Source organism: Pseudomonas sp. 86_A (genome assembly GCF_017491705.1).
GTDB lineage: Bacteria > Pseudomonadota > Gammaproteobacteria > Pseudomonadales > Pseudomonadaceae > Aquipseudomonas > Aquipseudomonas koreensis.
Genome location: NZ_JAFGYS010000023.1, coordinates 21,947 through 43,324 on the forward strand (window position 1 = coordinate 21,947; position 21,378 = coordinate 43,324).

The following is a 21,378-nucleotide window of genomic DNA, read 5'->3' on the forward strand; positions in this document are numbered from 1 at the left end:
AGTCCCCCACGATTATTTGGAAGACTGATCCGGATAGGGATCTGCCGCTGCATCGCCCTGACCGCTCAAGATATTCCAGGCATTGAGCACGTGGGTGCCGGGTTGGTAGTCGGGGCACGGCGGAAGTGAGGTTTTCGACTGGTTGGAGTATTCGCGTCCACAGTCTGCACATTCATAGGTGCCTGCTGAAACGTCGCTGCCGTAAGGTACGTGGTTTTTTTGCATCGGGAAGATCTCCTGTGGATTCAGGGAAGATCCTATGGAGATTGCTGCTTTCGCGATGTCGGACGCTTCGTTGATGAGCGTCGGACATTTCTTTCGTACACAAAAAAGACCGCAGCCTTCGTCAGTTCCTACAGAAATTTCATGTGCATGAAATTCGCTTTTGCAGGAGTTGCCGCAGACTGCGATCTCTTGTGTTTCAGCGATCAGGGACGCTTGCGATTGCTGATCAGTGTGCCCACACCGGTGTCGGTGAAGATTTCCAGCAGGATCGCGTTCGGTACGCGACCGTCGATGATCAGCGAGCTGCCGACGCCGCCCTGAACCGCTTCCAGTGCGCAGCGGATCTTCGGCAGCATGCCGCCGTAGATGGTGCCGTCGGCGATCAGGTCGTCGACCTGCTGGGTGCTCAGGCCGGTCAGGACGGTGCCCGACTTGTCCATCAGGCCGGCGATGTTGGTCAGCAGCATCAGCTTCTCGGCTTTCAGCGCCTCGGCGACTTTGCCGGCCACCAGGTCAGCGTTGATGTTGTACGACTCGCCGTTCTCACCCACGCCGATCGGCGCGATCACCGGGATGAAGTTGCCTTTGACCAGCAGGTTCAGCAGCTCGGTGTTGATCCCGACCACTTCGCCCACCTGACCGATGTCGATGATTTCCGGCTGGGTCATCTCCGGGGTCTGGCGGGTAACGGTCAGCTTCTTCGCGCGAATCAGCCCGGCGTCTTTACCGGTCAGGCCGATGGCGCTGCCGCCGTGACGGTTGATCAGGTTGACGATGCTTTTGTTGACCTGGCCGCCGAGGACCATTTCCACCACGTCCATGGTCGCGGCGTCGGTGACGCGCATGCCATCGACGAAATGGCTTTCGATCGACAGGCGCTTGAGCAGATCACCGATCTGCGGGCCGCCGCCGTGAACCACGACCGGGTTGATGCCCACGGCCTTCATCAAGACGATGTCGCGGGCGAAGCCGGTTTTCAGCTCCTCGCTTTCCATCGCGTTGCCGCCGTATTTGATCACCAGGGTCTTGCCGACATAACGTCGGATGTAAGGCAACGCTTCGGACAGGACCTGGGCGGTGTGGGCGGCGGCTTCGCGTTCGAGGGTCATTCAGGGCTCCGGGTGAATCAGAACGGTAGTTGGAGATCAGGTGCAACGCGTTTCAGTTGGGCGTGGAACACATCCTTGATGCGCTGCAATTCAGCCTCGTCATCGGCCTCGAAGCGCAGCACCAGCACCGGTGTGGTGTTGGACGCGCGCACCAGGCCCCAGCCTTTGGCGTAATCGACCCGCACGCCGTCGATGGTGGTCAGGTCAGCGCCTGCGCCCCATTGTGCGTCGTGCAGTGCATCAATGATGCTGAATTTGCTCTCTTCGGTCACATGGATATTGATTTCAGGCGTAGAAATATCGTTCGGGAAGGTCGCAAACAGCTCTTCGGCGGTGGATTTTTCCTTGCTGAGGATCTCCAGCAGGCGCGCGGCGCTGTAGATGCCATCGTCGAAACCGAACCAGCGCTCCTTGAAGAAGATATGCCCGCTCATCTCACCGGCCAATAGAGCACCGGATTGTTTCATTTTCTTTTTGATCAACGAATGACCGGTCTTCCACATGAGCGGACGACCGCCGTATTCCTTGATCAGCGGCACCAGACGGCGGGTGCATTTGACGTCGAAGATGATTTCCGCGTCCGGGTTGCGCGCCACCACGTCGCGGGCGAACAGCATCAGCAGGCGATCCGGGTAGACGATGCTGCCAGTGTTGGTCACCACACCGACGCGGTCGCCGTCACCGTCGAAGGCCAGGCCTAGGTCGGCGTTGGTTTCCTTGACCTTGGCGATCAGGTCGACGAGGTTCTCAGGCTTGCCCGGGTCCGGGTGATGGTTGGGGAAGTTGCCGTCGACTTCGCAGAACAGCGGGATGACTTCGCAGTTCAGCGCTTCGATCAGTTGCGGGGCGATCACGCCGGCTGCGCCGTTGCCGCAGTCGACCACGACTTTCAGGCGGCGGGCCAGTTTGATGTCCTGGACGATTTCGGTGGTGTAGCGGGCGAGGATCTCGACCTGGGTCACGCTGCCCTGACCGCTGGTCAGGTCATTGGTCTTGATGCGCTCGTGCAGCACCTGAATCTGCTCGTTGGCGAGGGTGTCGCCGGCGATCACGATCTTGAAGCCATTGTAGTTCGACGGGTTATGGCTGCCGGTGAGCATCACCCCCGACTTGCCGGCCAGCACGTTGGCCGCGTAATACAGCGCCGGGGTCGGGACCAGGCCGACATCGCTGACATGGCAGCCGCTCTCGGCGATACCGCGGATCAGTTCGGCCACCAGCTCCGGGCCGGACAGGCGCCCGTCACGGCCGACAGACACATTCGGTTCCCCCTGGGCCAGGCTCTGCGAGCCGATAGCGCGGCCGATCCAGTAAGCGGTTTCGGCATTGAGGAATTCCGGCACGGTGCCGCGAATGTCGTAGGCGCGGAAAATGCTGTCGGGCAGCTTCGGGGCGATCTTGGCTGGGGTGCTCATCTGCACAAATGCTCCATCTCGAAAGTGGCGGGACAGACCGGCGATTCACTCGGCGGCAGGCTCAAACTGAAGGGTATGACGGCGTTTTCCACAGAGAGTTCGTGGTGTGAAAGGGCCATGACGCCTCGGCTGGCGTGGCTTGTGGCCAGCAAAACCCTGATTTTCGGTGCTAAAACCTGCTGCCGATGTAGCGCATTCTTTGTGGCGAGGGAGCTTGCTCCCGCTGGGCTGCGTAGCGGCCCAAAGATCTTGTGGGCGCTGCGCACCCAAGCGGGAGCAAGCTCCCTCGCCACAATGCATCTTCACCCGTTACTTGGTGCCGGTATGGCCGAAACCGCCCGCGCCGCGCTCGGTTTCAACGAACTCTTCAACCATTTCGAAGTGCGCCTGCACCACTGGCACCAGCACCAGTTGTGCCAGACGTTCGCCGACGGTCATGGTGAAGTCGGACTGGCCACGGTTCCAGCAGGACACCATCAGCGGGCCCTGGTAGTCGGAGTCGATCAGGCCAACCAGGTTACCGAGCACGATGCCGTGCTTATGGCCCATGCCCGAGCGCGGCAGGATCAGCGCGGCGAGGTTCGGATCGCCGATGTAAACCGACAGACCGGTAGGGATCAGCACGGTTTCACCCGGCTTGATCACGATGTCCTGTTCCAGCATGGCGCGCAGGTCGAGGCCGGCGGAGCCCGGGGTGGCATATTGCGGCAGCGGGAATTCAGTGCCGATGCGTGGGTCGAGGATCTTGGCTTGCAAAGCGTGCATGTAAATTAAACCTGGTTCAGACGTTCGGCGATAAAAGTGACCAGTTGGCGAGCGATCTTGCTCTTGCTGGTCTGGGCGAAAACGGTGGCGTGAAGCTCACGGTCGATCACGCTGCAGGCGTTTTCTTCGCTGTTGAAACCGATGCTCGGATTGGCCACGTCGTTGGCGACGATCAAATCGAGATTCTTGTCTTTCAGCTTGCGTGCAGCGTAGTCGAGCAGGTGTTCGGTCTCGGCGGCGAAGCCGACACTGAACGGACGGTCGGGACGGGTCGCGATGGTGGCCAGGATGTCCGGGTTACGCACCATTTGCAGGACGAAGCCGTCGCCGCTTGTAGGGTCTTTCTTGAGTTTTTGCGGGGCAACGACTTCCGGACGGTAGTCCGCCACCGCGGCCGAGGCGATGAACACATCGCACGGGATGGCTGATTCGCACGCTGCGAGCATGTCGCGGGCGCTGACCACGTCAATGCGCGTGACGCGATCCGGCGTCGGCAGGTGCACCGGGCCGCTGATCAGGGTCACACGGGCGCCGGCTTCCACCGCGGCTTCGGCGAGGGCAAAGCCCATTTTCCCGGAGCTGTGGTTGGTGATGTAGCGCACCGGGTCGATGTTTTCCTGGGTCGGGCCGGCGGTGATCACTACGTGCTTGCCGGTCAGTGCCTGACGCTGGAAGCAGTCTGCCGCGCACTGCGCCAGATCGGTGGCTTCCATCATCCGGCCCATGCCGACGTCACCACAGGCCTGGCTGCCGGAGGCCGGGCCGAAGGTCTTCAGGCCACGGCTTTCCAGAAGTTGCAGGTTGGCCTGGGTCGCCGGGTCGCGCCACATCGCCTGATTCATCGCCGGCGCGACGGCTACAACGGCGTCGGTGGCGAGTACCAGGGTGGTCAGCAAATCGTTGGCGATGCCTTGAGCCAGGCGGGCGATCAGGTCGGCGGTGGCCGGAGCGATCAATACCAGGTCGGCCCATTTGGCCAGCTCGATGTGGCCCATCGCCGCTTCGGCGGCCGGGTCTAGCAAGTCGAGGTGAACCGGGTGCCCGGACAACGCCTGCATGGTCAGCGGGGTGATGAACTCGGCGCCGCCATGGGTCATGACCACGCGCACTTCGGCGCCCTGGTCGATCAGGCGACGAACCAGATCGGCGCTCTTGTAGGCCGCGATGCCGCCGCCGACGCCCAGAACGATGCGTTTCCGATACAGCCGCTGCATAGGTCTGCCTTTGATTTCGTGGGTGACATACGTGGCGAAACCCCCTCCCCAGGGTGAATTCGCCCGCAAAAAAGATGGGCTACGATATCACAGCGACCGCTATGGAACAGCGGCGCCCACAGACAAGGAGTGTGCATGAGTATTCGCGATTGGCCTGCGGCGGAACGGCCGCGGGAACGGTTATTGGAACAGGGTTCGGCGAGTCTTTCGGATGCCGAGTTACTGGCCATTTTTTTGCGCACGGGCGTGGCGGGAAAAAGCGCCGTGGATCTGGCGCGACACCTGTTGAATCAGTTTGGCAGCCTGCGTTTGCTGCTTGAGGCCGATCTGGAAGCTTTCAGTAAACAGTTGGGCCTGGGGCCAGCAAAATTTGCTCAGTTGCAGGCCGCTCAGGAAATGAACAGGCGCCATCTGGCCGAGTGTTCACGCGAAAAAACGGCGCTGGAAAATCCGAAAGCCGTTCGCGATTACCTCAAATCCATGCTGCGCCATGAGCCGCACGAGGTCTTTGGTTGCCTGTTTCTGGACTCCAAACATCAGGTGTTGAACTTTGAGGCGCTGTTTCGCGGCTCCATCGACAACACCAGCGTTCATCCTCGAGAAGTGGTCAAGCGCGCTCTGGCAAACAACGCGGCGGCGGTGATCCTGTGCCACAACCATCCGTCGGGCAATACCGATCCGAGTCAGGCGGATCGCTTGCTCACCAAGCGCTTGCAGAAGGCGCTGGAGTTGATTGATGTGCGGGTGCTGGATCACTTCATCATTGGCGACGGGGAGCCGCTGTCGATGGCGGAGTGTGGCTGGATGTAACTCTCACGGGCAAAACGCAAATCCATGTAGGAGTGAGCCTGCTCGCGATGGCGTCATTTCAGTCAGCTTGTTCAGTGACTGGAAGATTGCTATCGCGAGCAGGCTCACTCCTACAGGTTTTGTGTAGGGCAGGTTATTTGAGGTTGACCTTCGAATAGTCCTGCCGCCCGAACGGGCTCACCGAGTAACCCTGCACATCCTTGCGCGTCAGCGCATAAGCGGTCGGGTGCGCCAGCGGCAACCACAGCGCCTGCTGCTGGATCTGCGCCTGGGCCTGTTCATACAGCTTGGTGCGCACGCCTTGTTCGCTGGTGGTCTTGCCAGCGCTGATCAGCTTGTCCAGATCGGCATTGCAGTAGCGGGCGAAGTTGGTGCCGGACTTGACCGCTGCGCAGGAAAACTGCGGCGTGAGGAAGTTGTCCGGGTCGCCATTGTCACCGGCCCAGCCCATGAACAGGAGGTCATGCTCGCCAGCCTTGGCGCGGCGAATCAGTTCGCCCCACTCGATCACGCGGATTTCCGCCTGAATGCCGATTTCTGCCAGATCCGATTGCAAGAGCTGAGCGCCGAGGCTCGGGTTCGGATTGAGCAGGCTGCCGGACGGGCGCGTCCAGATGGTGGTCTGGAAGCCGTCCTTGAGTCCGGCCTTGGCCATCAGCGCCTTGGCTTTGGCCACATCATGTGGATAGCCCGGCAGGTTCTTCGCGTAGCTCCAGGTGTTCGGCGGGTAAGGGCCGTTGGCGGGCTCTGCAGTGTCTTCGAACACGGCCTTGACGTAGTTGGCCTTGTCGAAGGCCAGGTTGATTGCCTGGCGTACTTCTGGTTTGTCCAGCGGCGGGTGCTGGCTGTTGATGCCGACGAAAGCGGTCATGAAGGCGTCAGTTTTTTCCACTTTCAGCGTCGGCTCTTGCTGCGCCGCTTGCACATCCAGTGGTTTCGGCGAGAGGGCAATCTGACACTCGTTACGCCGCAACTTTTGCAGGCGCACGTTGGCGTCCGGGGTGATGGCGAAGATCAGCGGGTCGACCGCAGGTTTGCCACCAAAGTAATCCGGGTTGGCCTTGTAGCGCACCGATGCGTCTTTCTGGAAGCGCGTGAAGATGAACGGGCCGGTGCCGATCGGCTGGCTGTTGAGCTTGTCGGTCGCGTCGCTCTTGAGCAGCTTGTCGGCGTACTCGGCGGAATAAATGGAGGCGAAGCCCATGCTCAGGGTCGCCAGGAACGTCGAGTCCGGGTGGTCGAGGGTAAAGCGCACGGTCAGCGGGTCGAGCGCGTCGATCTTCTTGATCAGCGCCGGCAGTTGCATGGACTGGGCGTGCGGGAAGCCGCTTTGCGCCACTTTGTGCCATGGGTTGGCCGGATCGAGCATACGGTCGAAGCTGAACTTGACGTCTTCGGCGCTCAGGGTGCGGGTCGGCTTGAAATAGTCGGTGCTGTGAAACTTCACCTGTGGGTGCAGCTTGAACACGTAACTCAAGCCGTCGGGACTGACTTCCCAGCTGTCGGCCAGGCTCGGCACGACTTTGCCGCTGGCGGTGTCGAAGTCGACCAGACGGTTCATCAGCACGTCGGCCGAAGCGTTGGTGGTGGTCAGCGAGTTGTATTGCACCACGTCGAACCCTTCGGGGCTGGCCTCGGTGCAGACGCTCAGAGCGGCAGCCTGGGCCAGTGGGCTCAGCAGAAGCGGGGCGAGCAACAGGGGTAGGGCAGCGAGGCGCATGGTCGGCTTCCTTTACAGATCGAAGGCCCATCTGCAGGTGCAGTCTGGAAAAGGGTTACCCTAGAGGGCTGGATTGCAAATGACTATCCCCTTTTTGCATTTTCGGGGCAGTGCACTGGCGATTTTCAGACCGTGGCGCGCGGAGAAAAGTCGGAAACCTCTGTAAGAGCGGTTTTCTGCGACGAGTGGTCAAAACTGGCGGCAGCCTTTATCCAAGGCGCCCGCAGCCGGAAAATTCGCCTTTTTACCGGTTGATTGCACATCCATTGTTGTTGCACCCCGGTCTTTCTGGTATAAAGCAGCGCTCTTTTCTAGGGGCCCGGTTCCTTCACTGTAGGTGTAGCCGGTAAGACCTCTAAAGAAACGCGGCGCCTGGCGCCAAATGACTGAGAGATTAAGCGGCCAACCCATGCCGGGTTGGGCATGTGGTTTTAGAGGGCTGAGGCATGTCGAGAGTATGTCAAGTTACCGGTAAGGGTCCGGTAACCGGGAATAACATTTCCCACGCAAACAACAAAACCCGTCGTCGTTTCCTGCCGAACCTGCAGCATCACCGCTTCTGGGTTGAAGAAGAGAAACGTTTTGTGCGTCTGCGCGTATCTGCCAAAGGCATGCGCATCATCGACAAGCGTGGCATCAGTGTCGTGCTCGCCGAACTTCGCCGCGATGGCAAGATTTAAGGGAGCTAATCATGCGTGAATTGATTCGTTTGATCTCGAGCGCCGGTACTGGTCACTTCTACACTACCGACAAGAACAAGCGTACTACCCCGGACAAAATCGAGATCAAGAAATATGATCCGGTTGTTCGCAAGCACGTGATCTACAAGGAAGGCAAAATCAAGTAATTGATTTTTCCCGACTTACAAAAAAGGCCCGTATCGTGAGATGCGGGCCTTTTTTGTTGCCTGGAATTTTGTGCTGACTGTTGCGACGCTTTCGCGAGCAGGCTCGCTCCCACAATGGAAAGCGTTCGAATGTGGGAGCGAGCCTGCTCGCGAAGGGGCCGGTAATATCAGCGAAAGACTCAGGCCTTCTGTTCGAAAATCACATAGATCTTGCGGCACGCTTCCAGCACTTCCCAAGTGCCACGGAAACCCGCCGGAATCACGAAGCGGTCGCCCACGCGCAAGGTCTTGGCATTGCCATCGCTATCACGCAGCACCGAAACGCCCTGCAGGATTTCGCAGTATTCATGCTCGGTGTAATTCACCGTCCACTGCCCGACCGCACCTTCCCACACGCCGACGCCCATCTGCCCACAGGGGCTTTCGTATTGATGAAACACCGCTTGCTCGGGATCGCCCTTGAGCACTTTGGCCGGGTCCGGACGATAGCGCTCGGCTTCGCTGCTGGTCAGGCTGATGTCGACGACGTTCTGGATGTTCATTGTTGTTTTCTCCCGTGATGACGGCGCGGTGGCTTGAAAGGGCCAAAGTCTATGTTTATTAAATTGAACACCGCAAGGCCGTATGGCGTGCTTATGTCAAATATATTGAAACAACCCCGGCCGCTGGTTTAGGGTGGCGGGTGCCTTGGGCCGAAAAGCAGGCTGGCCGGGCAGCATTCCTGAAGACGACCGCGAAGACCGCGGCGCTCTATTCAACAAGAGGAGGACACTCGAATGACCACCCTGACTCGTGCCGATTGGGAACAACGCGCCCGCGACCTGAAGATCGAAGGCCGCGCCTACCTCAATGGCGAATACACCGACGCCGTTTCCGGCGAGACGTTCGAGTGCATCAGCCCGGTCGATGGCCGTCTGCTGGGCAAAATCGCCAGCTGTGATGCCGCCGACGCTCAGCGCGCCGTGGAAAACGCCCGCGCCACCTTCAATTCCGGCGTCTGGTCGCGCCTGGCGCCGTCCAAACGCAAAGCCACCATGATCCGTTTCGCCGGCCTGCTCAAGCAGCACGCCGAAGAGCTGGCGCTGCTCGAAACCCTCGACATGGGCAAGCCGATCAGTGACTCGCTGTACATCGACGTGCCGGGCGCGGCGCAGGCGCTGAGCTGGAGTGGCGAGGCGATCGACAAGATCTACGACGAAGTGGCGGCTACCCCGCACGACCAACTGGGTCTGGTGACCCGCGAGCCGGTCGGCGTTGTCGGCGCGATCGTGCCGTGGAACTTCCCGCTGATGATGGCCTGCTGGAAACTCGGCCCGGCGCTGTCCACCGGTAACTCGGTGATCCTCAAACCATCGGAAAAATCCCCGCTGACCGCCATCCGTATCGCCGCGCTGGCTGTCGAGGCCGGTATTCCTAAAGGCGTGCTCAACGTGCTGCCGGGTTACGGTCATACCGTTGGCAAGGCGCTGGCTTTGCATAACGACGTCGACACTCTGGTATTCACCGGCTCGACCAAGATCGCCAAGCAACTTATGATCTATTCCGGCGAATCGAACATGAAGCGCGTCTGGCTGGAAGCCGGTGGCAAGAGCCCGAACATCGTGTTTGCCGATGCGCCGGACCTGCAAGCCGCTGCCGAATCCGCTGCCAGCGCCATCGCCTTCAACCAGGGCGAAGTCTGCACCGCCGGTTCGCGTCTGCTGGTCGAGCGTTCGATCAAGGACAAATTTTTGCCGATGGTGATCGAGGCGCTGAAAACCTGGAAACCGGGCAATCCGCTGGATCCGGCCACCAACGTCGGCGCGCTGGTCGATACCCAGCAGATGAACACTGTGTTGTCGTACATCGAGTCCGGTCACACCGACGGCGCCAAACTGGTGGCCGGCGGCAAGCGCATCCTTCAGGAAACCGGCGGCACTTACGTTGAGCCGACGATTTTCGACGGCGTGAGCAACGCGATGAAGATCGCCCAGGAAGAAATCTTCGGCCCAGTGCTGTCGGTCATCGCGTTCGATACTGCCGAAGAAGCGATCCAGATCGCCAACGACACGCCGTATGGCCTGGCCGCTGCGGTATGGACCCAGGACATCTCCAAGGCCCACCTGACCGCCAAGGCACTGCGCGCCGGCAGTGTGTGGGTCAACCAGTACGACGGTGGCGACATGACCGCGCCGTTCGGCGGCTTCAAGCAGTCGGGCAACGGTCGCGACAAGTCGCTGCACGCGTTCGACAAGTACACCGAGCTGAAAGCGACGTGGATCAAGCTGTAAGCCTTTAGCGGAAGCCTGGCTCGTTCAGGCTTCCGAACGACAGAGATCCTCCCTGTGGGAGCAAGCTTTTGTGGTGAGGGGATTCATCCCCGATCGGCTGCGAAGCAGTCGCAAAACCAGTGCATGCGAGGGTGCAGGTTTTGAGGTCGCTGCGCGACCTGTCGGGGATGAATCCCCTCGCCACAGGGTTTGCTCCCACATTTGGTTTTGTGGTGCACATAAAAATAATCCACAGGAGCGTGGACCATGCGTTGGGCGACGTATTTCGCCGTGTTGGCGTCTGTCTTGAGTGTCGGTCTGGCCCTGGGGGTCAGCATGCCGCTGGTGTCGTTGCGTCTGGAGAGCTGGGGTTACGGCTCTTTCGCCATCGGTGTGATGGCAGCGATGCCGGCGATTGGCGTGTTGCTAGGGGCGAAGATTTCCAGTCATCTGGCAGCGCGTTTCGGTACGGCGAACCTGATGCGCCTGTGCTTGTGGGCCGGCGCGTTGTCGATCGGCTTGCTGGCGCTGTTGCCGAGTTATCCGATCTGGCTGGTGCTGCGCCTGATGATCGGGGTGATCCTGACCATCGTGTTCATCCTCGGCGAGAGCTGGATCAACCAATTGGTGGTGGAGCACTGGCGCGGACGACTGGTCGCTCTGTATGGCAGCAGTTACGCATTGAGCCAACTGTCTGGTCCGTTGCTGCTGGGCGCATTGGGCACTGAACACGATTATGGGTTCTGGGTCGGCGTCGGGCTGCTGACGGTCTCGCCATTGCTGTTGATGGGACGCAGCGGTGCGCCGAGCAGCGAAGCCAGCAGCGTGACTTTCAGCGACCTGTGGGGGTTTGCCCGCGAGTTGCCGGCAATTGCCTGGGCGGTGTCGTTGTTCGCCGCGTTCGAGGCGATGATCCTGACGCTGCTGCCGGTGTATTGCCTGCAACAGGGCTTCACCGCCGAGATTGCGTTGGCGATGGTCAGCACGGTGGTGGTGGGCGATGCGTTGCTGCAACTGCCAATCGGTGCGCTGGCTGATTACCTGTCGCGGCGCACGTTGTTCACCGGCTGCGCAGTGGTCCTGATGCTGTCGAGCCTGGCGATCCCGATGCTGATCGATACGCTGTTGATCTGGCCGTTGTGGGTGTTGTTCGGAGCCAGTGCTGGCGGGCTGTTCACCTTGTCACTGATCCTGATCGGCGAGCGCTATCGCGACGACGCGCTGGTGCGGGCCAATGCGCACATTGCGCAGCTGTGGGGTGTTGGCTGTCTGATCGGGCCTTTGATGGCGGGGGCGGGCAGTCAGTGGATCAGTGGACATGCGCTGCCGTTGTTGATGGCGGCTGGGGCGTTTGGACTGGTGATTCTGCTGATGCGCCAAGGTGCGTTCGGGGCGGTGCAAACGGCTTAAGGTCAAAAGATCGCAGCCTGCGGCAGCTCCTACAGGGAAACCGCATTCCAGTGTAGGAGCTGCCGCAGGCTGCGATCTTGTGCTTTTTAAAGCATCCGCTCCAGACCGACAGTGGTGCTAAACCACGCATTGAAGCGCCGCCACCAGCTCCCCGGCTCCTTGGTCAGTGTGTGCATCTGGCCGTTGTCTTCGGTCACCCAGACGATCTTGCCATCCTGCAGTTTCGCCTGATAACTCAGCGCTGGCGCCATACCCTGCAAGGCCAGTTCGCGCACATGCTCGGCCAGTTCCGGGCTGTCCACCAGGACCCCGACTTCGGTGTTCCACAGCACCGAACGCGGGTCGAAGTTGAATGAGCCGATAAACGCTTTCTGCCGGTCGAAAATCATCGCCTTGCTGTGCAGGCTGGAATCCGAGCCGCGAAACGACTTGCTGTAAAACAGGTGCGGTCCGCTGCCGTAGTTATCCCCAGGCTGACGGCGCAGCTCATACAGTTTCACCCCGTGCTCCAGCAGCGCCTTGCGGTACGGCGCGTAACCGCCGTGTACCGCCGGTACGTCGGTGGCTTCCAGCGCATTGGTCAGCAGGCTCACCGACACCCCGGCGTCGGCGCGACCGGTCAGGTACACCAGCCCTGGCTGGCCGGGCACGAAATACGCCGAGATCATGATCAGCTCTTTGCTGACACCCCGCAGCTCCGGCGCCAGTTGCGTGGTCAGCAGCAATTGCGGGTCCGGCTCGTCCTTGGCCAGCACCTTGCTTGGGGCATCCCACAGCGCCTGGTTCCAGGCCCAGATCAGCTCCTTGCGCCAGATGTCCATGCGCGGTGCGGTCTTGAACGTCATCAACTGTTGATACAGCGCGTGATTCTGTTTGCGGGTTTCGTCCAGCGATTCTTCCAGGCGCGTGCGGGTGTTCTGCAGGTCTTTGGCGGTCGGTTTGCTGGAGAGGAATTCGTCGATCGGCTTGCTCAGCGCGCTGTTCCAGTACTGATCGAAACTGTGCCCGAGCTGCTCGGCCACCGGGCCGACGCTGAGCATGTCGATGTCGGTGAAATTCAGGTTCGGCTCGGCATCGAAATACTCATCGCCCAGATTGCGTCCGCCGACGATGGCCACGCTGTTGTCCGCCAGGAACAGTTTGTTGTGCATGCGCCGGTGTTGCAGCGACAGGTTGAACAGACGTCCGGCGGCACGGGTCACGCCCGTGCTGCGACCCAGGTGCAGCGGGTTGAACAGGCGGATCTGGATCTGGGGATGCGCGGCCAGTGTGGCGATGATCGTGTCGAGGCCGTCGCTGGTGGTGTCGTCGAGCAGGATGCGCACGCGCACGCCACGGTCGGCGGCCTTGAGCAGTTCTTCCACGAGCATCCGCGTGCTGACGCCGTCATGGACGATGTAGTACTGCAAGTCGAGGCTGGTTTGCGCGTTGCGGATCAGTTCAGCACGGGCGGTGAAGGCTTCGCTGCTGTTGGACAGCAGGCGAAACCCGGAACGGCCCTGCCAGGGCGCGGCCTGGGCCTGGATCGAGCGGCCGAAACTGGAGTCCGACGCCGGCAGCGCCTGGCTCGGCTCACGTGGCACATCGAGGCTGGCGCAGCCGCTCAGGAGCGAGGCGAACATCAGCAAAGCGAGTAGGGGCTGTCTGAAGCTCACGTGGGATCATTCCGGTCGGCGGCAAAGGTCGGCATATGGACGCTGATCACTCGAAAAAAGTCAGTCGGCTTCGGCCAGTAATTTGATTGCGGCTGCACCGACCTTGCGCACCGCTTCTTCGATCAGCGGTGTCGGTTTGGCAGCGTAGTTCATCCGCAGGCAATTGCGGTATTTGCCCGAGGCGGAAAAGATGCTGCCGACGGCAATCTGTACGCCCTGGTCATGCAGCGCCCGATTGAGTTTGAGCGTATCGAAACCTTCCGGCAGTTCGACCCACAGCATGAAGCTGCCCTGTGGACGGCTGGCGCGGGTGCCGGCCGGGAAATAACGGGTGACCCAGTCGATCATCGCGTCGCGATTGCGTTGGTATTGAGCGCGCATCCGTCGCAAATGCGGTTCGAAGTAACCACCCTTGAGGAATTCGGCGATGGCAATCTGCGGCTGCGGCGCGGTGGAGCCGGTGCTGATGTATTTCATGTGCAGCACCCGCTCCAGATAACGTCCCGGCGCGACCCAACCGATGCGCAGCCCCGGCGCCAGGGTCTTGGAAAACGAACTGCACAGCAACACGCGGCCGTCCTCGTCGAAGGACTTGATCGTGCGTGGGCGCGGGTAGGTGTAGGACAGTTCGCCATACACATCGTCTTCGATGATCGCCACGTCGAAGCGCTGGGCGAGGTTGAGCAGCGCGCGTTTGCGCGACTCCGGCATGATGTAGCCCAGCGGGTTATTGCAGTTGGGCGTGATCTGGATGACCTTGATCGGCCATTGTTCCAGCGCCAGTTCCAGTGCTTCGAGGCTGATCCCGGTCAGCGGATCGGTGGGGATTTCCAGCGCTTTCATGCCCAGCCCTTTGAGCGTCTGCATGGCGCCGTGAAAGCTCGGCGAATCCACCGCGACGATGTCGCCCGGCTCGCAGATCGCGTGGATGCTGGTGGACAGTGCTTCGTGGCAACCGGTGGTGATGACCAGGTCGCTGGCACTCAACTGGCAGCCGGAGTCGAGCATCAGCCGGGCGATCTGTTCGCGCAGTTCGAGGGTGCCGTGGATGTTGTCGTAATACAGGCCGGGCATGTCCTGGCGGCGGCTGATCCGCGCCAGTCCGCGCAGCAGCGGTTTCATGGTTGGCGTGGTCACATCGGGCATGCCGCGACCCAGTTGCACCACGTCCTTGCGCGGCACCGCGCGAATCAATTCCAGCACCTGATCCCACTGCGAAATCTCCACCGGCCGCTGCGCCGGACGCCCGACCGCGGGCAGCTCCGGCAGCTCGCGCCCGACTGGCACGAAGTAGCCGGACTTGGGTTTCGGCGTTGCCAGGCCGCTGTCTTCAAGCATGCGATAGGCCTGTTGCACCGTGCTCAGGCTGACCCCGTGTTCTACGCTCAAGGCGCGCACCGAAGGCAGGCGATCGCCAGGACGGTAGAAGCCTTGTTCGATGCGGGTGCCGAGCAGCTCGGCGAGGTTCACATACAGGGTCATGGCACTGCCTCGATGCAGGTGATTCGTTAAACCAGTACAGATGCGGCAAAAATCGGTGATTCAGACGCAGAAACGGCAAATCTGTATGGAATTAATACAGAAGTGTTGAATCTGTAATGCTTTTGCCGACCCGCGCATCATGGAATCTCTGGCTACCCAAGTAAACAGGAGCGACAAAAATGAACGGCTTGAGCGATGTGCGGCTGACGTTACACAGTCAGGAACTGGAGGCAGGGCAGAGGGACAGTGCGCGCAACGAGATGTTGCGCAACGCACCGTCCGGCCTGAGTCGCTGGGGCCTGTTCTGGCATCGTCTGCACACGCGCAAGGCGTTGCTGGAGCTGACGCCGGAGCAGCTCAAGGATGTCGGGCTGACCCGCGAGCAGGCGCTGGAGGAGGGGTTGAAGCCGTTCTGGCGGATCTGAAATCTGTATTGTTCTTTCGGGCCTCATCGCTGGCTTGCCAGCGATGGCGGCTTCAAGGGCGCAGCAAAAACCTCAGACCAACTCTTTGAGCCGATGCCACAACATCCCCAGCGCCAGCAACGGCGAGCGCAGATGTTTGCCGCCCGGGAAGGTGATGTGCGGCACCTTGGCGAACAGGTCGAACCCGCCGCTATGCTGGCCGCTGATCGCCTCGGCCAGCAGTTTGCCCGCCAGGTGCGTGGCATTCACGCCGTGCCCGGAATAGGCCTGGGCGTAATACACGTTCGGCTGATCATTGAGTCGGCCGATCTGCGGCAGACGGTTGGCACCGATGCCGATCATTCCGCCCCACTGGTAGTCGATCTTCACCCCGGCCAACTGCGGAAAGACTTCGAGCATCTTCGGCTGCATGTACGCGCCGATGTCTTTCGGATCGCGCCCCGAATAATGGCAGGCACCGCCGAACAACAAGCGGCGGTCCGCCGAGAGCCGGTAGTAATCCAGCGCCACCCGCTGGTCGCAGACCGCCATGTTTTGCGGCAGCAGGGCGTGAGCCTGGGCTTCACTCAACGGCTCGGTGGCGATGATGTAACTGCCAGCGGGCAGGACCTTGCCGCTCAGTTGCGGGTTGAGGTCATTGAGGTAAGCGTTGCAGCCCAGCACCAGGGTCTTGGCACGCACCGAACCTTGCGCGCTGTGCACGCGCACTTCCGGGCCGTAATCGATGCGGGTGACGGCCGACTGCTCAAACAGTTTGACCCCCAGTTGCTGTGCGGTAGCGGCCTCGCCCAGCGCCAGGTTCAGCGGGTGCAGATGCCCTGATCCCATGTCGATCAAGCCGCCGACATAACGCTTGGAGCCGACCACGGTGTGCATGTCGCTGGCTTGCAGCAGGCGGGTTTCGTAGCGATAGCCGAGGCCGCGCAGTTCTTCGGCGTCTTCGGCAAAGCCTTCGAGGTCGGCAGGCTTGTTGGCGAGGTCGCAGTAGCCCCAGGTCAGGTCGCACTGGATCTGGAACTGCTCTACTCGCTGGCGAACGATTTCCACCGCTTCCAGGCCCATGAGTTTCATCTGGCGTACGCCGTCGGCACCGATGACGTTGGCGAACTGATCGAGGCCGTGACCGACCCCGCGAATCAACTGCCCGCCGTTACGGCCACTGGCACCCCAGCCGATCCGGTGCGCTTCCAGCAACACCACGCTGAGGCCGCGTTCAGCCAGTTCCAGCGCAGTGTTCAGCCCGGAGAAGCCGCCGCCGACCACGCACACGTCGGCAATCACTTCACCTTGCAGTTGCGGATGATCAGGCTGCGGCAGGCTGCTGGCGGCGTAATAAGAGGCAACGTGGGGTTGGCTCGCGAAGGTTCGGGCGCGGGCATTCATGGGCGTCATCCAACGGCTGAGTGTCGAGAAAATTTGACGGAGGATAAGCCGCACGCCCGAAGACGGGCAACACTGGTCGGCCGTTGCTGTCTGGATCGCGGCTTTTGCGGCACAATCGCCACCTATTTCATGTGGGTTACCGTTTCGATGAGTTGCAACCGCCAGACAATTCGCGACCTGCGTCAGCAGATCCCCACGTTCGCCTGCGTGCCGGGCTGCCATGACTGCTGCGGGCCGGTGACCACCTCGCCGGAAGAAATGTCACGCCTGCCGCGCAAGACCCGCGCCGAGCAGGATGCGGCGATGGAGGAGTTGAACTGTGTGCACCTGGGGCCGAATGGCTGCACGGTGTATGAGGAACGGCCGCTGATTTGCCGGTTGTTCGGCACGACGAAGACGTTGCCGTGCCCGAATGGACGGGGGCCGGTGGAGTTGATTCATCCGCGGGTTGAAAAGCAGATCTTCGAGTACATGGCGGCGAATCGGCAGGTGTTGGTTTAGCGGGTTCACTCCCGACCGAGTTACGGCTTTCGCGAGCAGCCTGCTCGCGAATGGAGCGCCACCAATCTTCAGTCTGGAATCGGTAAGCTCAGGCTCTCCTTCACCTCTTCCATCACGATATAACTCTTGGACTCGCGCACATGCGGCAGCTTCAACAGAATGTCGCCCAGCAGCTTGCGATACGAGGCCATCTCGGAAATCCGCGCCTTCACCAGATAGTCGAAATCCCCTGACACCAGGTGACACTCCAGCACGTGCGGCAGTTTCAGCACCGCGCGTCGGAACTCTTCGAAAGTGTCGCCGGATTTGTAGTCGAGGCTGATCTCGACAAACACCAGCAGGCTACCCTTCAAATGCTGCGGATTGAGCCGGGCGTTGTAGCCCATGATGATCCCCTCGCGCTCCAGCCGCCGCACCCGCTCCGTACACGGCGTGGTGGACAGGCCGACCTTCTCGCCGAGTTCGGTAAACGATATCCGCCCGTCCGCCTGCAGGATCCGCAAGATGTTGCGGTCGATCTTGTCCAGCTCACGTTTGGTCTGAGTGTTGGTACGCATAGGGGATGCGCCTCCGTGAAAAGGGTTTTTGCCGAGAATTGTCGCCAAATATAGGCGCTTATATAGTGAAATGCACTGGCCATTCTTTTTTACACTGCGCGCATCATTGCTCTAACAACAGACGTACGCGGCCCTGCCGCGATGAGGGATACAAAAATGCGCGTAATGGTCTTGGGTAGCGGCGTCATCGGTACCGCCAGTGCTTACTATCTGGCCCGTGCCGGGTTTGAAGTGGTGGTGGTCGACCGGCAGCCAGCCGTGGCCATGGAGACCAGTTTCGCCAACGCCGGCCAGGTGTCGCCGGGCTATGCTTCGCCGTGGGCCGCCCCGGGCGTGCCGCTCAAGGCCATCAAGTGGTTGCTGCAGCGGCACGCGCCGCTGGCGATCAAGGCCACCGCCGACATCGACCAGTACCTGTGGATGGCGCAGATGCTGCGCAACTGCACCGCCAACCGTTACGCGGTGAACAAGGAGCGCATGGTGCGTCTGTCCGAGTACAGCCGCGACTGCCTCGACGAACTGCGCGCAGAAACCGGCATCGCCTACGAAGGCCGCAGCCTCGGCACTACTCAGCTGTTTCGCACTCAGGCGCAACTCGATGGCGCCGCCAAAGACATCGCCGTGCTGAAAGAGTCCGGCGTACCGTTTGAAGTCCTCGACCGCGCCGGCATTGCCCGCGTCGAGCCGGCCCTGGCCAATGTCACCGACATCCTCGCCGGCGCCCTGCGTCTGCCAAACGACCAGACCGGCGACTGCCAGATGTTCACCACACGCCTGGCTGAAATGGCCGTGAAACTCGGTGTGGAATTCCGCTTCGGCCAGGACATCCAGCGCCTCGATTACTCCGGAGACCGCATCAACGGTGTATGGATCGACGGCAAACTGGAAACCGCCGACCGCTACGTGCTGGCGCTCGGCAGCTACTCGCCGCAACTGCTCAAGCCGCTGGGCATCAAGGCGCCGGTGTATCCGCTCAAGGGCTACTCGCTGACCGTGCCGATCACCAACCCGGCGATGGCACCGACCTCGACCATTCTCGACGAGACCTACAAGGTCGCGATCACCCGTTTCGACAACCGCATCCGCGTCGGCGGCATGGCGGAGATCGCCGGTTTTGACCTGTCGCTGAACCCGCGTCGGCGCGAAACCCTGGAGATGATCGTCAACGACCTTTATCCTCAGGGCGGCAATCTGGCCGAAGCGAGCTTCTGGACCGGCCTGCGTCCGACTACCCCGGATGGCACGCCGATCGTGGGCGCCACGCCGTTCAAGAATCTGTTCCTCAACACCGGTCACGGCACCCTGGGTTGGACCATGGCGTGCGGTTCCGGTCGTTTGCTGGCCGATCTGATGGCGAAGAAAAAGCCGCAGATCAGCGCCGAAGGCCTCGATATTTCCCGTTACGGCAACAAGCCTCAGGAGTCCGCAAAACATGCCAATCCAGCGCCAGCTCACCAATGAGCGCATGAGTCAGATCGTCAGCCACAACGGCACCGTGTATCTGGCCGGGCAGGTCGGCGACGACTTCAACGCCGGGGTTGAGCAACAGACCCGCGAGGTGCTCGCCAATATCGAGCGCTTGCTTGATCTGGCCGGGACTGACAAGCAGCATCTGCTGTCGGCAACGATCTACCTGAATGACATCGAGGCGCACTTTGCCGGGATGAACTCGGTGTGGGACCAATGGCTGCCCAAAGGCGCTGCCCCGGCCCGTGCCACCGTCGAAGCGAAGATGGCCAAGCCGAGCATCCTGGTCGAGATCTCCATCGTCGCCGCGTTGCCATAACTCGTTGTAAAGATCCCTCTCCCGGCGCTGTTGGCGGTTCACGTCGTCAGTCGGCGCCGGTTTTTCTTCCCATGACCGCCTAGAAGTCTGCCGCCATGCGTCCTGCCCGTGCCCTGATCGACCTAGAAGCCCTGCGCCACAACTACCGAATTGCCCGCGAAGTCACCGGCGCCAAGGCGCTGGCAGTGATCAAGGCTGATGCCTACGGTCACGGCGCAGTGCGTTGCGCCCAGGCGCTGGAAGCCGAGGCCGACGGGTTTGCCGTCGCCTGCATCGAAGAGGCGCTGGAGTTGCGCGCGGCCGGTATCAAGGCCCCGGTGTTGTTGCTCGAAGGGATCTTCGAGGCCGATGAGTTGGCGCTGATCGTCGAGCATGATTTCTGGACCGTGGTGCATTCGCTGTGGCAGCTCGAAGCCATCGAGCAGGCGGCATTGAGCAAACCGATCACCGTGTGGCTGAAGCTCGATTCGGGCATGCACCGTGTGGGACTGCATCCGAAGGATTACGCGGCGGCCTATCAACGCCTGCTGGCCAGCGGCAAAGTGGCGAAGATCGTGCTGATGAGCCACTTCGCCCGCGCCGATGAGCTGCACGAGCAGAGCAGCGCCGATCAGGTCGCGGTGTTCGAGGCTGCCCGTCAGGGCCTGACCGCCGAAGTCAGCCTGCGCAACTCGCCGGCCGTGCTCGGTTGGCCGCAGATCCACAGCGACTGGGTACGCCCGGGCATCATGCTGTACGGCGCGACCCCGTTCGAAGAAGCCAACGTCGTGGCCGAGCGCCTGCAACCGGTGATGACCCTCGAATCGAAAGTCATCTGTGTGCGCGAACTGCCCGCCGGCGAGCCGATCGGTTACGGTGCCAGATTCATCACCGACAAACCGATGCGCATCGGCGTGGTTGCCATGGGGTACGCCGATGGCTACCCGCGTCACGCGCCAACCGGCACACCGGTGCTGGTCGCCGGCAAACGCAGCCGCATACTTGGCCGCGTGTCGATGGACATGCTCTGTATCGACCTGACCGATGTGCCGGAAGCCGGCCTTGGTTCGACCGTCGAGCTGTGGGGCAAAACCATCCTCGCCAGCGAAGTGGCAAAGTGGGCGGACACCATTCCGTACCAGATCTTCTGCAACCTGCGTCGCGTGCCAAGGCTCTATTCCGAGGGTTGACGCCGCTGCGGGGGCCAAGTGTTGTAAATACTGAACGCTGTCGCCATGATAACGCTCAATATTCTTACAACATCAGGAGGCTCCCGCCTTGGACGTCGGTGAACGACTGCAATCGATCCGCAAGCTCAAAGGGCTTTCCCAGCGTGAACTCGCCAAACGCGCGGGCGTCACCAACAGCACCATTTCGATGATCGAAAAGAACAGCGTCAGCCCTTCGATCAGTTCGCTGAGGAAGGTTCTGGGCGGGATTCCCATGTCCATGGTCGAGTTCTTTTCCGAAGAAATCCTGCAGGAAGTCCCGACCCAGATCGTCTACAAGGCCAACGAGCTGATCGACATTTCCGACGGCGCCGTGACCATGAAACTGGTCGGCCGTGCGCACCCGAGCCGAGCCATCGCGTTTCTCAACGAAATCTACCCACCGGGCGCCGATACCGGCGAAGAAATGCTCACCCATGAAGGCGAAGAAACCGGGATTCTGGTGGAAGGTCGTCTGGAATTGGTGGTGGGGCTGGAAACTTTTATTCTCGAAGCCGGCGACAGCTACTATTTTGAAAGTACCAAGCCGCATCGTTTCCGTAATCCGTTCGACGCGCCTGCGCGACTAATCAGCGCAGCCACGCCGGCGAATTTTTAAAGATAGAGGCGCCAAGCCA

General features: G+C 61.0%; 21 protein-coding genes and 1 pseudogene. 11 read left to right on the forward strand and 11 right to left on the reverse strand.

Annotated elements, in window-relative coordinates; translation table 11 throughout:
* Nucleotides 1–12: 12 nt before the first annotated feature.
* The 5 genes and pseudogenes from J5M57_RS26710 to coaBC all read right to left on the reverse strand — a co-directional run bounded on the left by J5M57_RS26710 (nt 13) and on the right by coaBC (nt 4,728).
* A complete protein-coding gene (locus J5M57_RS26710) occupies nt 13–225 on the reverse strand; it encodes a hypothetical protein (RefSeq protein WP_169842940.1) in 213 nt (70 codons plus the stop codon).
* A 203-nt stretch (nt 226–428) separates the two neighbouring features.
* Nucleotides 429–1,334 carry an acetylglutamate kinase gene (gene argB, locus J5M57_RS26715; RefSeq protein WP_003229488.1) on the reverse strand — a complete coding sequence of 302 codons (906 nt, stop codon included), beginning with the start codon at nt 1,332–1,334 and terminating at the stop codon, nt 429–431.
* A 17-nt stretch (nt 1,335–1,351) separates the two neighbouring features.
* Nucleotides 1,352–2,749: pseudogene (locus J5M57_RS26720) on the reverse strand (phosphomannomutase/phosphoglucomutase); the annotation flags it as partial.
* Nucleotides 2,750–3,058: 309 nt separating this feature from the next.
* Nucleotides 3,059–3,514, reverse strand: a complete 456-nt coding sequence (gene dut / locus J5M57_RS26725) for a dUTP diphosphatase (RefSeq protein ID WP_003229483.1) — start codon at nt 3,512–3,514, stop codon at nt 3,059–3,061.
* A 5-nt stretch (nt 3,515–3,519) separates the two neighbouring features.
* A complete protein-coding gene (coaBC, locus tag J5M57_RS26730; protein ID WP_003229480.1) occupies nt 3,520–4,728 on the reverse strand; it encodes a bifunctional phosphopantothenoylcysteine decarboxylase/phosphopantothenate--cysteine ligase CoaBC in 1,209 nt (402 codons plus the stop codon).
* Between the two features lie 135 nt (nt 4,729–4,863).
* Here coaBC and radC point away from each other — a divergent pair, with 135 nt between their 5' ends.
* Entirely contained in the window at nt 4,864–5,538 is a 675-nt protein-coding gene (radC, locus tag J5M57_RS26735; RefSeq protein ID WP_064589817.1) for a DNA repair protein RadC, read from the forward strand.
* Nucleotides 5,539–5,671: 133 nt separating this feature from the next.
* On the opposite strand, the gene J5M57_RS26740 is transcribed toward radC, so the two are convergent.
* Nucleotides 5,672–7,258, reverse strand: a complete 1,587-nt coding sequence (locus tag J5M57_RS26740) for an ABC transporter substrate-binding protein (RefSeq protein WP_083367550.1) — start codon at nt 7,256–7,258, stop codon at nt 5,672–5,674.
* Nucleotides 7,259–7,704: 446 nt separating this feature from the next.
* Here J5M57_RS26740 and rpmB point away from each other — a divergent pair, with 446 nt between their 5' ends.
* Complete coding sequence (rpmB, locus tag J5M57_RS26745) at nt 7,705–7,938, forward strand: 50S ribosomal protein L28 (RefSeq protein ID WP_003229474.1); 234 nt, start codon at nt 7,705–7,707, stop codon at nt 7,936–7,938.
* An 11-nt stretch (nt 7,939–7,949) separates the two neighbouring features.
* On the forward strand, nt 7,950–8,105 hold the full coding sequence (rpmG, locus tag J5M57_RS26750; RefSeq protein WP_003177274.1) for a 50S ribosomal protein L33: 156 nt from the start codon (nt 7,950–7,952) through the stop codon (nt 8,103–8,105).
* Between the two features lie 179 nt (nt 8,106–8,284).
* On the opposite strand, the gene J5M57_RS26755 is transcribed toward rpmG, so the two are convergent.
* On the reverse strand, nt 8,285–8,647 hold the full coding sequence (locus J5M57_RS26755) for a cupin domain-containing protein (RefSeq protein WP_064589815.1): 363 nt from the start codon (nt 8,645–8,647) through the stop codon (nt 8,285–8,287).
* A 234-nt stretch (nt 8,648–8,881) separates the two neighbouring features.
* Here J5M57_RS26755 and J5M57_RS26760 point away from each other — a divergent pair, with 234 nt between their 5' ends.
* Complete coding sequence (locus J5M57_RS26760) at nt 8,882–10,375, forward strand: aldehyde dehydrogenase (protein WP_064589814.1); 1,494 nt, start codon at nt 8,882–8,884, stop codon at nt 10,373–10,375.
* A 246-nt stretch (nt 10,376–10,621) separates the two neighbouring features.
* Entirely contained in the window at nt 10,622–11,764 is a 1,143-nt protein-coding gene (locus tag J5M57_RS26765; RefSeq protein ID WP_064589813.1) for an MFS transporter, read from the forward strand.
* A gap of 86 nt (nt 11,765–11,850) precedes the next feature.
* Here the strand turns inward: J5M57_RS26765 and J5M57_RS26770 are convergent, their stop codons facing one another.
* Nucleotides 11,851–13,419 (reverse strand): phospholipase D family protein, encoded by a 1,569-nt coding sequence (locus J5M57_RS26770; RefSeq protein WP_083367551.1) that lies wholly within the window; start codon nt 13,417–13,419, stop codon nt 11,851–11,853.
* Nucleotides 13,420–13,479: 60 nt separating this feature from the next.
* Entirely contained in the window at nt 13,480–14,901 is a 1,422-nt protein-coding gene (locus J5M57_RS26775; RefSeq protein WP_083367552.1) for a PLP-dependent aminotransferase family protein, read from the reverse strand.
* 179 nt (nt 14,902–15,080) lie between these two features.
* On the opposite strand from J5M57_RS26775, the gene J5M57_RS26780 reads away from it, so the two are divergent.
* Nucleotides 15,081–15,326, forward strand: a complete 246-nt coding sequence (locus J5M57_RS26780) for a DUF1127 domain-containing protein (protein ID WP_083367553.1) — start codon at nt 15,081–15,083, stop codon at nt 15,324–15,326.
* A gap of 72 nt (nt 15,327–15,398) precedes the next feature.
* On the opposite strand, the gene J5M57_RS26785 is transcribed toward J5M57_RS26780, so the two are convergent.
* Nucleotides 15,399–16,709 carry an FAD-binding oxidoreductase gene (locus tag J5M57_RS26785; RefSeq protein ID WP_207848307.1) on the reverse strand — a complete coding sequence of 437 codons (1,311 nt, stop codon included), beginning with the start codon at nt 16,707–16,709 and terminating at the stop codon, nt 15,399–15,401.
* A 147-nt stretch (nt 16,710–16,856) separates the two neighbouring features.
* On the opposite strand from J5M57_RS26785, the gene J5M57_RS26790 reads away from it, so the two are divergent.
* The gene (locus J5M57_RS26790; RefSeq protein ID WP_064589808.1) at nt 16,857–17,210 is read left to right on the forward strand and encodes a YkgJ family cysteine cluster protein; all 354 of its coding nucleotides are present in this window, start codon (nt 16,857–16,859) and stop codon (nt 17,208–17,210) included.
* Between the two features lie 68 nt (nt 17,211–17,278).
* Here the strand turns inward: J5M57_RS26790 and J5M57_RS26795 are convergent, their stop codons facing one another.
* A complete protein-coding gene (locus J5M57_RS26795; protein ID WP_003177284.1) occupies nt 17,279–17,767 on the reverse strand; it encodes an Lrp/AsnC ligand binding domain-containing protein in 489 nt (162 codons plus the stop codon).
* 156 nt (nt 17,768–17,923) lie between these two features.
* Between J5M57_RS26795 and dadA the strand changes: the two genes are divergently transcribed.
* The 4 genes from dadA to J5M57_RS26815 all read left to right on the forward strand — a co-directional run bounded on the left by dadA (nt 17,924) and on the right by J5M57_RS26815 (nt 21,359).
* Nucleotides 17,924–19,228 carry a D-amino acid dehydrogenase gene (dadA, locus tag J5M57_RS26800; RefSeq protein ID WP_207848308.1) on the forward strand — a complete coding sequence of 435 codons (1,305 nt, stop codon included), beginning with the start codon at nt 17,924–17,926 and terminating at the stop codon, nt 19,226–19,228.
* Nucleotides 19,200–19,553 (forward strand): RidA family protein, encoded by a 354-nt coding sequence (locus J5M57_RS26805; protein ID WP_207848309.1) that lies wholly within the window; start codon nt 19,200–19,202, stop codon nt 19,551–19,553. Before dadA ends, J5M57_RS26805 begins: the two co-directional genes overlap by 29 nt.
* A 95-nt stretch (nt 19,554–19,648) precedes the next feature.
* Nucleotides 19,649–20,722, forward strand: coding sequence for an alanine racemase (gene alr / locus J5M57_RS26810; protein WP_207848310.1), 1,074 nt, complete (start codon nt 19,649–19,651; stop codon nt 20,720–20,722).
* An 88-nt stretch (nt 20,723–20,810) separates the two neighbouring features.
* Complete coding sequence (locus J5M57_RS26815; RefSeq protein ID WP_007920393.1) at nt 20,811–21,359, forward strand: cupin domain-containing protein; 549 nt, start codon at nt 20,811–20,813, stop codon at nt 21,357–21,359.
* Nucleotides 21,360–21,378: the final 19 nt, after the last annotated feature.

What these genes read in the sequence shown, in the direction of transcription:
- J5M57_RS26710 (WP_169842940.1), bottom strand. Translation starts at nt 225, where the DNA reads ATGCAAAAAAACCACGTACCTTACGGCAGCGACGTTTCAGCAGGCACC.
- argB (WP_003229488.1), bottom strand. Translation starts at nt 1,334, where the DNA reads ATGACCCTCGAACGCGAAGCCGCCGCCCACACCGCCCAGGTCCTGTCC.
- dut (WP_003229483.1), bottom strand. Translation starts at nt 3,514, where the DNA reads ATGCACGCTTTGCAAGCCAAGATCCTCGACCCACGCATCGGCACTGAA.
- coaBC (WP_003229480.1), bottom strand. Translation starts at nt 4,728, where the DNA reads ATGCAGCGGCTGTATCGGAAACGCATCGTTCTGGGCGTCGGCGGCGGC.
- radC (WP_064589817.1), top strand. Translation starts at nt 4,864, where the DNA reads ATGAGTATTCGCGATTGGCCTGCGGCGGAACGGCCGCGGGAACGGTTA.
- J5M57_RS26740 (WP_083367550.1), bottom strand. Translation starts at nt 7,258, where the DNA reads ATGCGCCTCGCTGCCCTACCCCTGTTGCTCGCCCCGCTTCTGCTGAGC.
- rpmB (WP_003229474.1), top strand. Translation starts at nt 7,705, where the DNA reads ATGTCGAGAGTATGTCAAGTTACCGGTAAGGGTCCGGTAACCGGGAAT.
- rpmG (WP_003177274.1), top strand. Translation starts at nt 7,950, where the DNA reads ATGCGTGAATTGATTCGTTTGATCTCGAGCGCCGGTACTGGTCACTTC.
- J5M57_RS26755 (WP_064589815.1), bottom strand. Translation starts at nt 8,647, where the DNA reads ATGAACATCCAGAACGTCGTCGACATCAGCCTGACCAGCAGCGAAGCC.
- J5M57_RS26760 (WP_064589814.1), top strand. Translation starts at nt 8,882, where the DNA reads ATGACCACCCTGACTCGTGCCGATTGGGAACAACGCGCCCGCGACCTG.
- J5M57_RS26765 (WP_064589813.1), top strand. Translation starts at nt 10,622, where the DNA reads ATGCGTTGGGCGACGTATTTCGCCGTGTTGGCGTCTGTCTTGAGTGTC.
- J5M57_RS26775 (WP_083367552.1), bottom strand. Translation starts at nt 14,901, where the DNA reads ATGACCCTGTATGTGAACCTCGCCGAGCTGCTCGGCACCCGCATCGAA.
- J5M57_RS26780 (WP_083367553.1), top strand. Translation starts at nt 15,081, where the DNA reads ATGAACGGCTTGAGCGATGTGCGGCTGACGTTACACAGTCAGGAACTG.
- J5M57_RS26785 (WP_207848307.1), bottom strand. Translation starts at nt 16,709, where the DNA reads ATGAATGCCCGCGCCCGAACCTTCGCGAGCCAACCCCACGTTGCCTCT.
- J5M57_RS26790 (WP_064589808.1), top strand. Translation starts at nt 16,857, where the DNA reads ATGAGTTGCAACCGCCAGACAATTCGCGACCTGCGTCAGCAGATCCCC.
- J5M57_RS26795 (WP_003177284.1), bottom strand. Translation starts at nt 17,767, where the DNA reads ATGCGTACCAACACTCAGACCAAACGTGAGCTGGACAAGATCGACCGC.
- dadA (WP_207848308.1), top strand. Translation starts at nt 17,924, where the DNA reads ATGCGCGTAATGGTCTTGGGTAGCGGCGTCATCGGTACCGCCAGTGCT.
- J5M57_RS26805 (WP_207848309.1), top strand. Translation starts at nt 19,200, where the DNA reads ATGCCAATCCAGCGCCAGCTCACCAATGAGCGCATGAGTCAGATCGTC.
- alr (WP_207848310.1), top strand. Translation starts at nt 19,649, where the DNA reads ATGCGTCCTGCCCGTGCCCTGATCGACCTAGAAGCCCTGCGCCACAAC.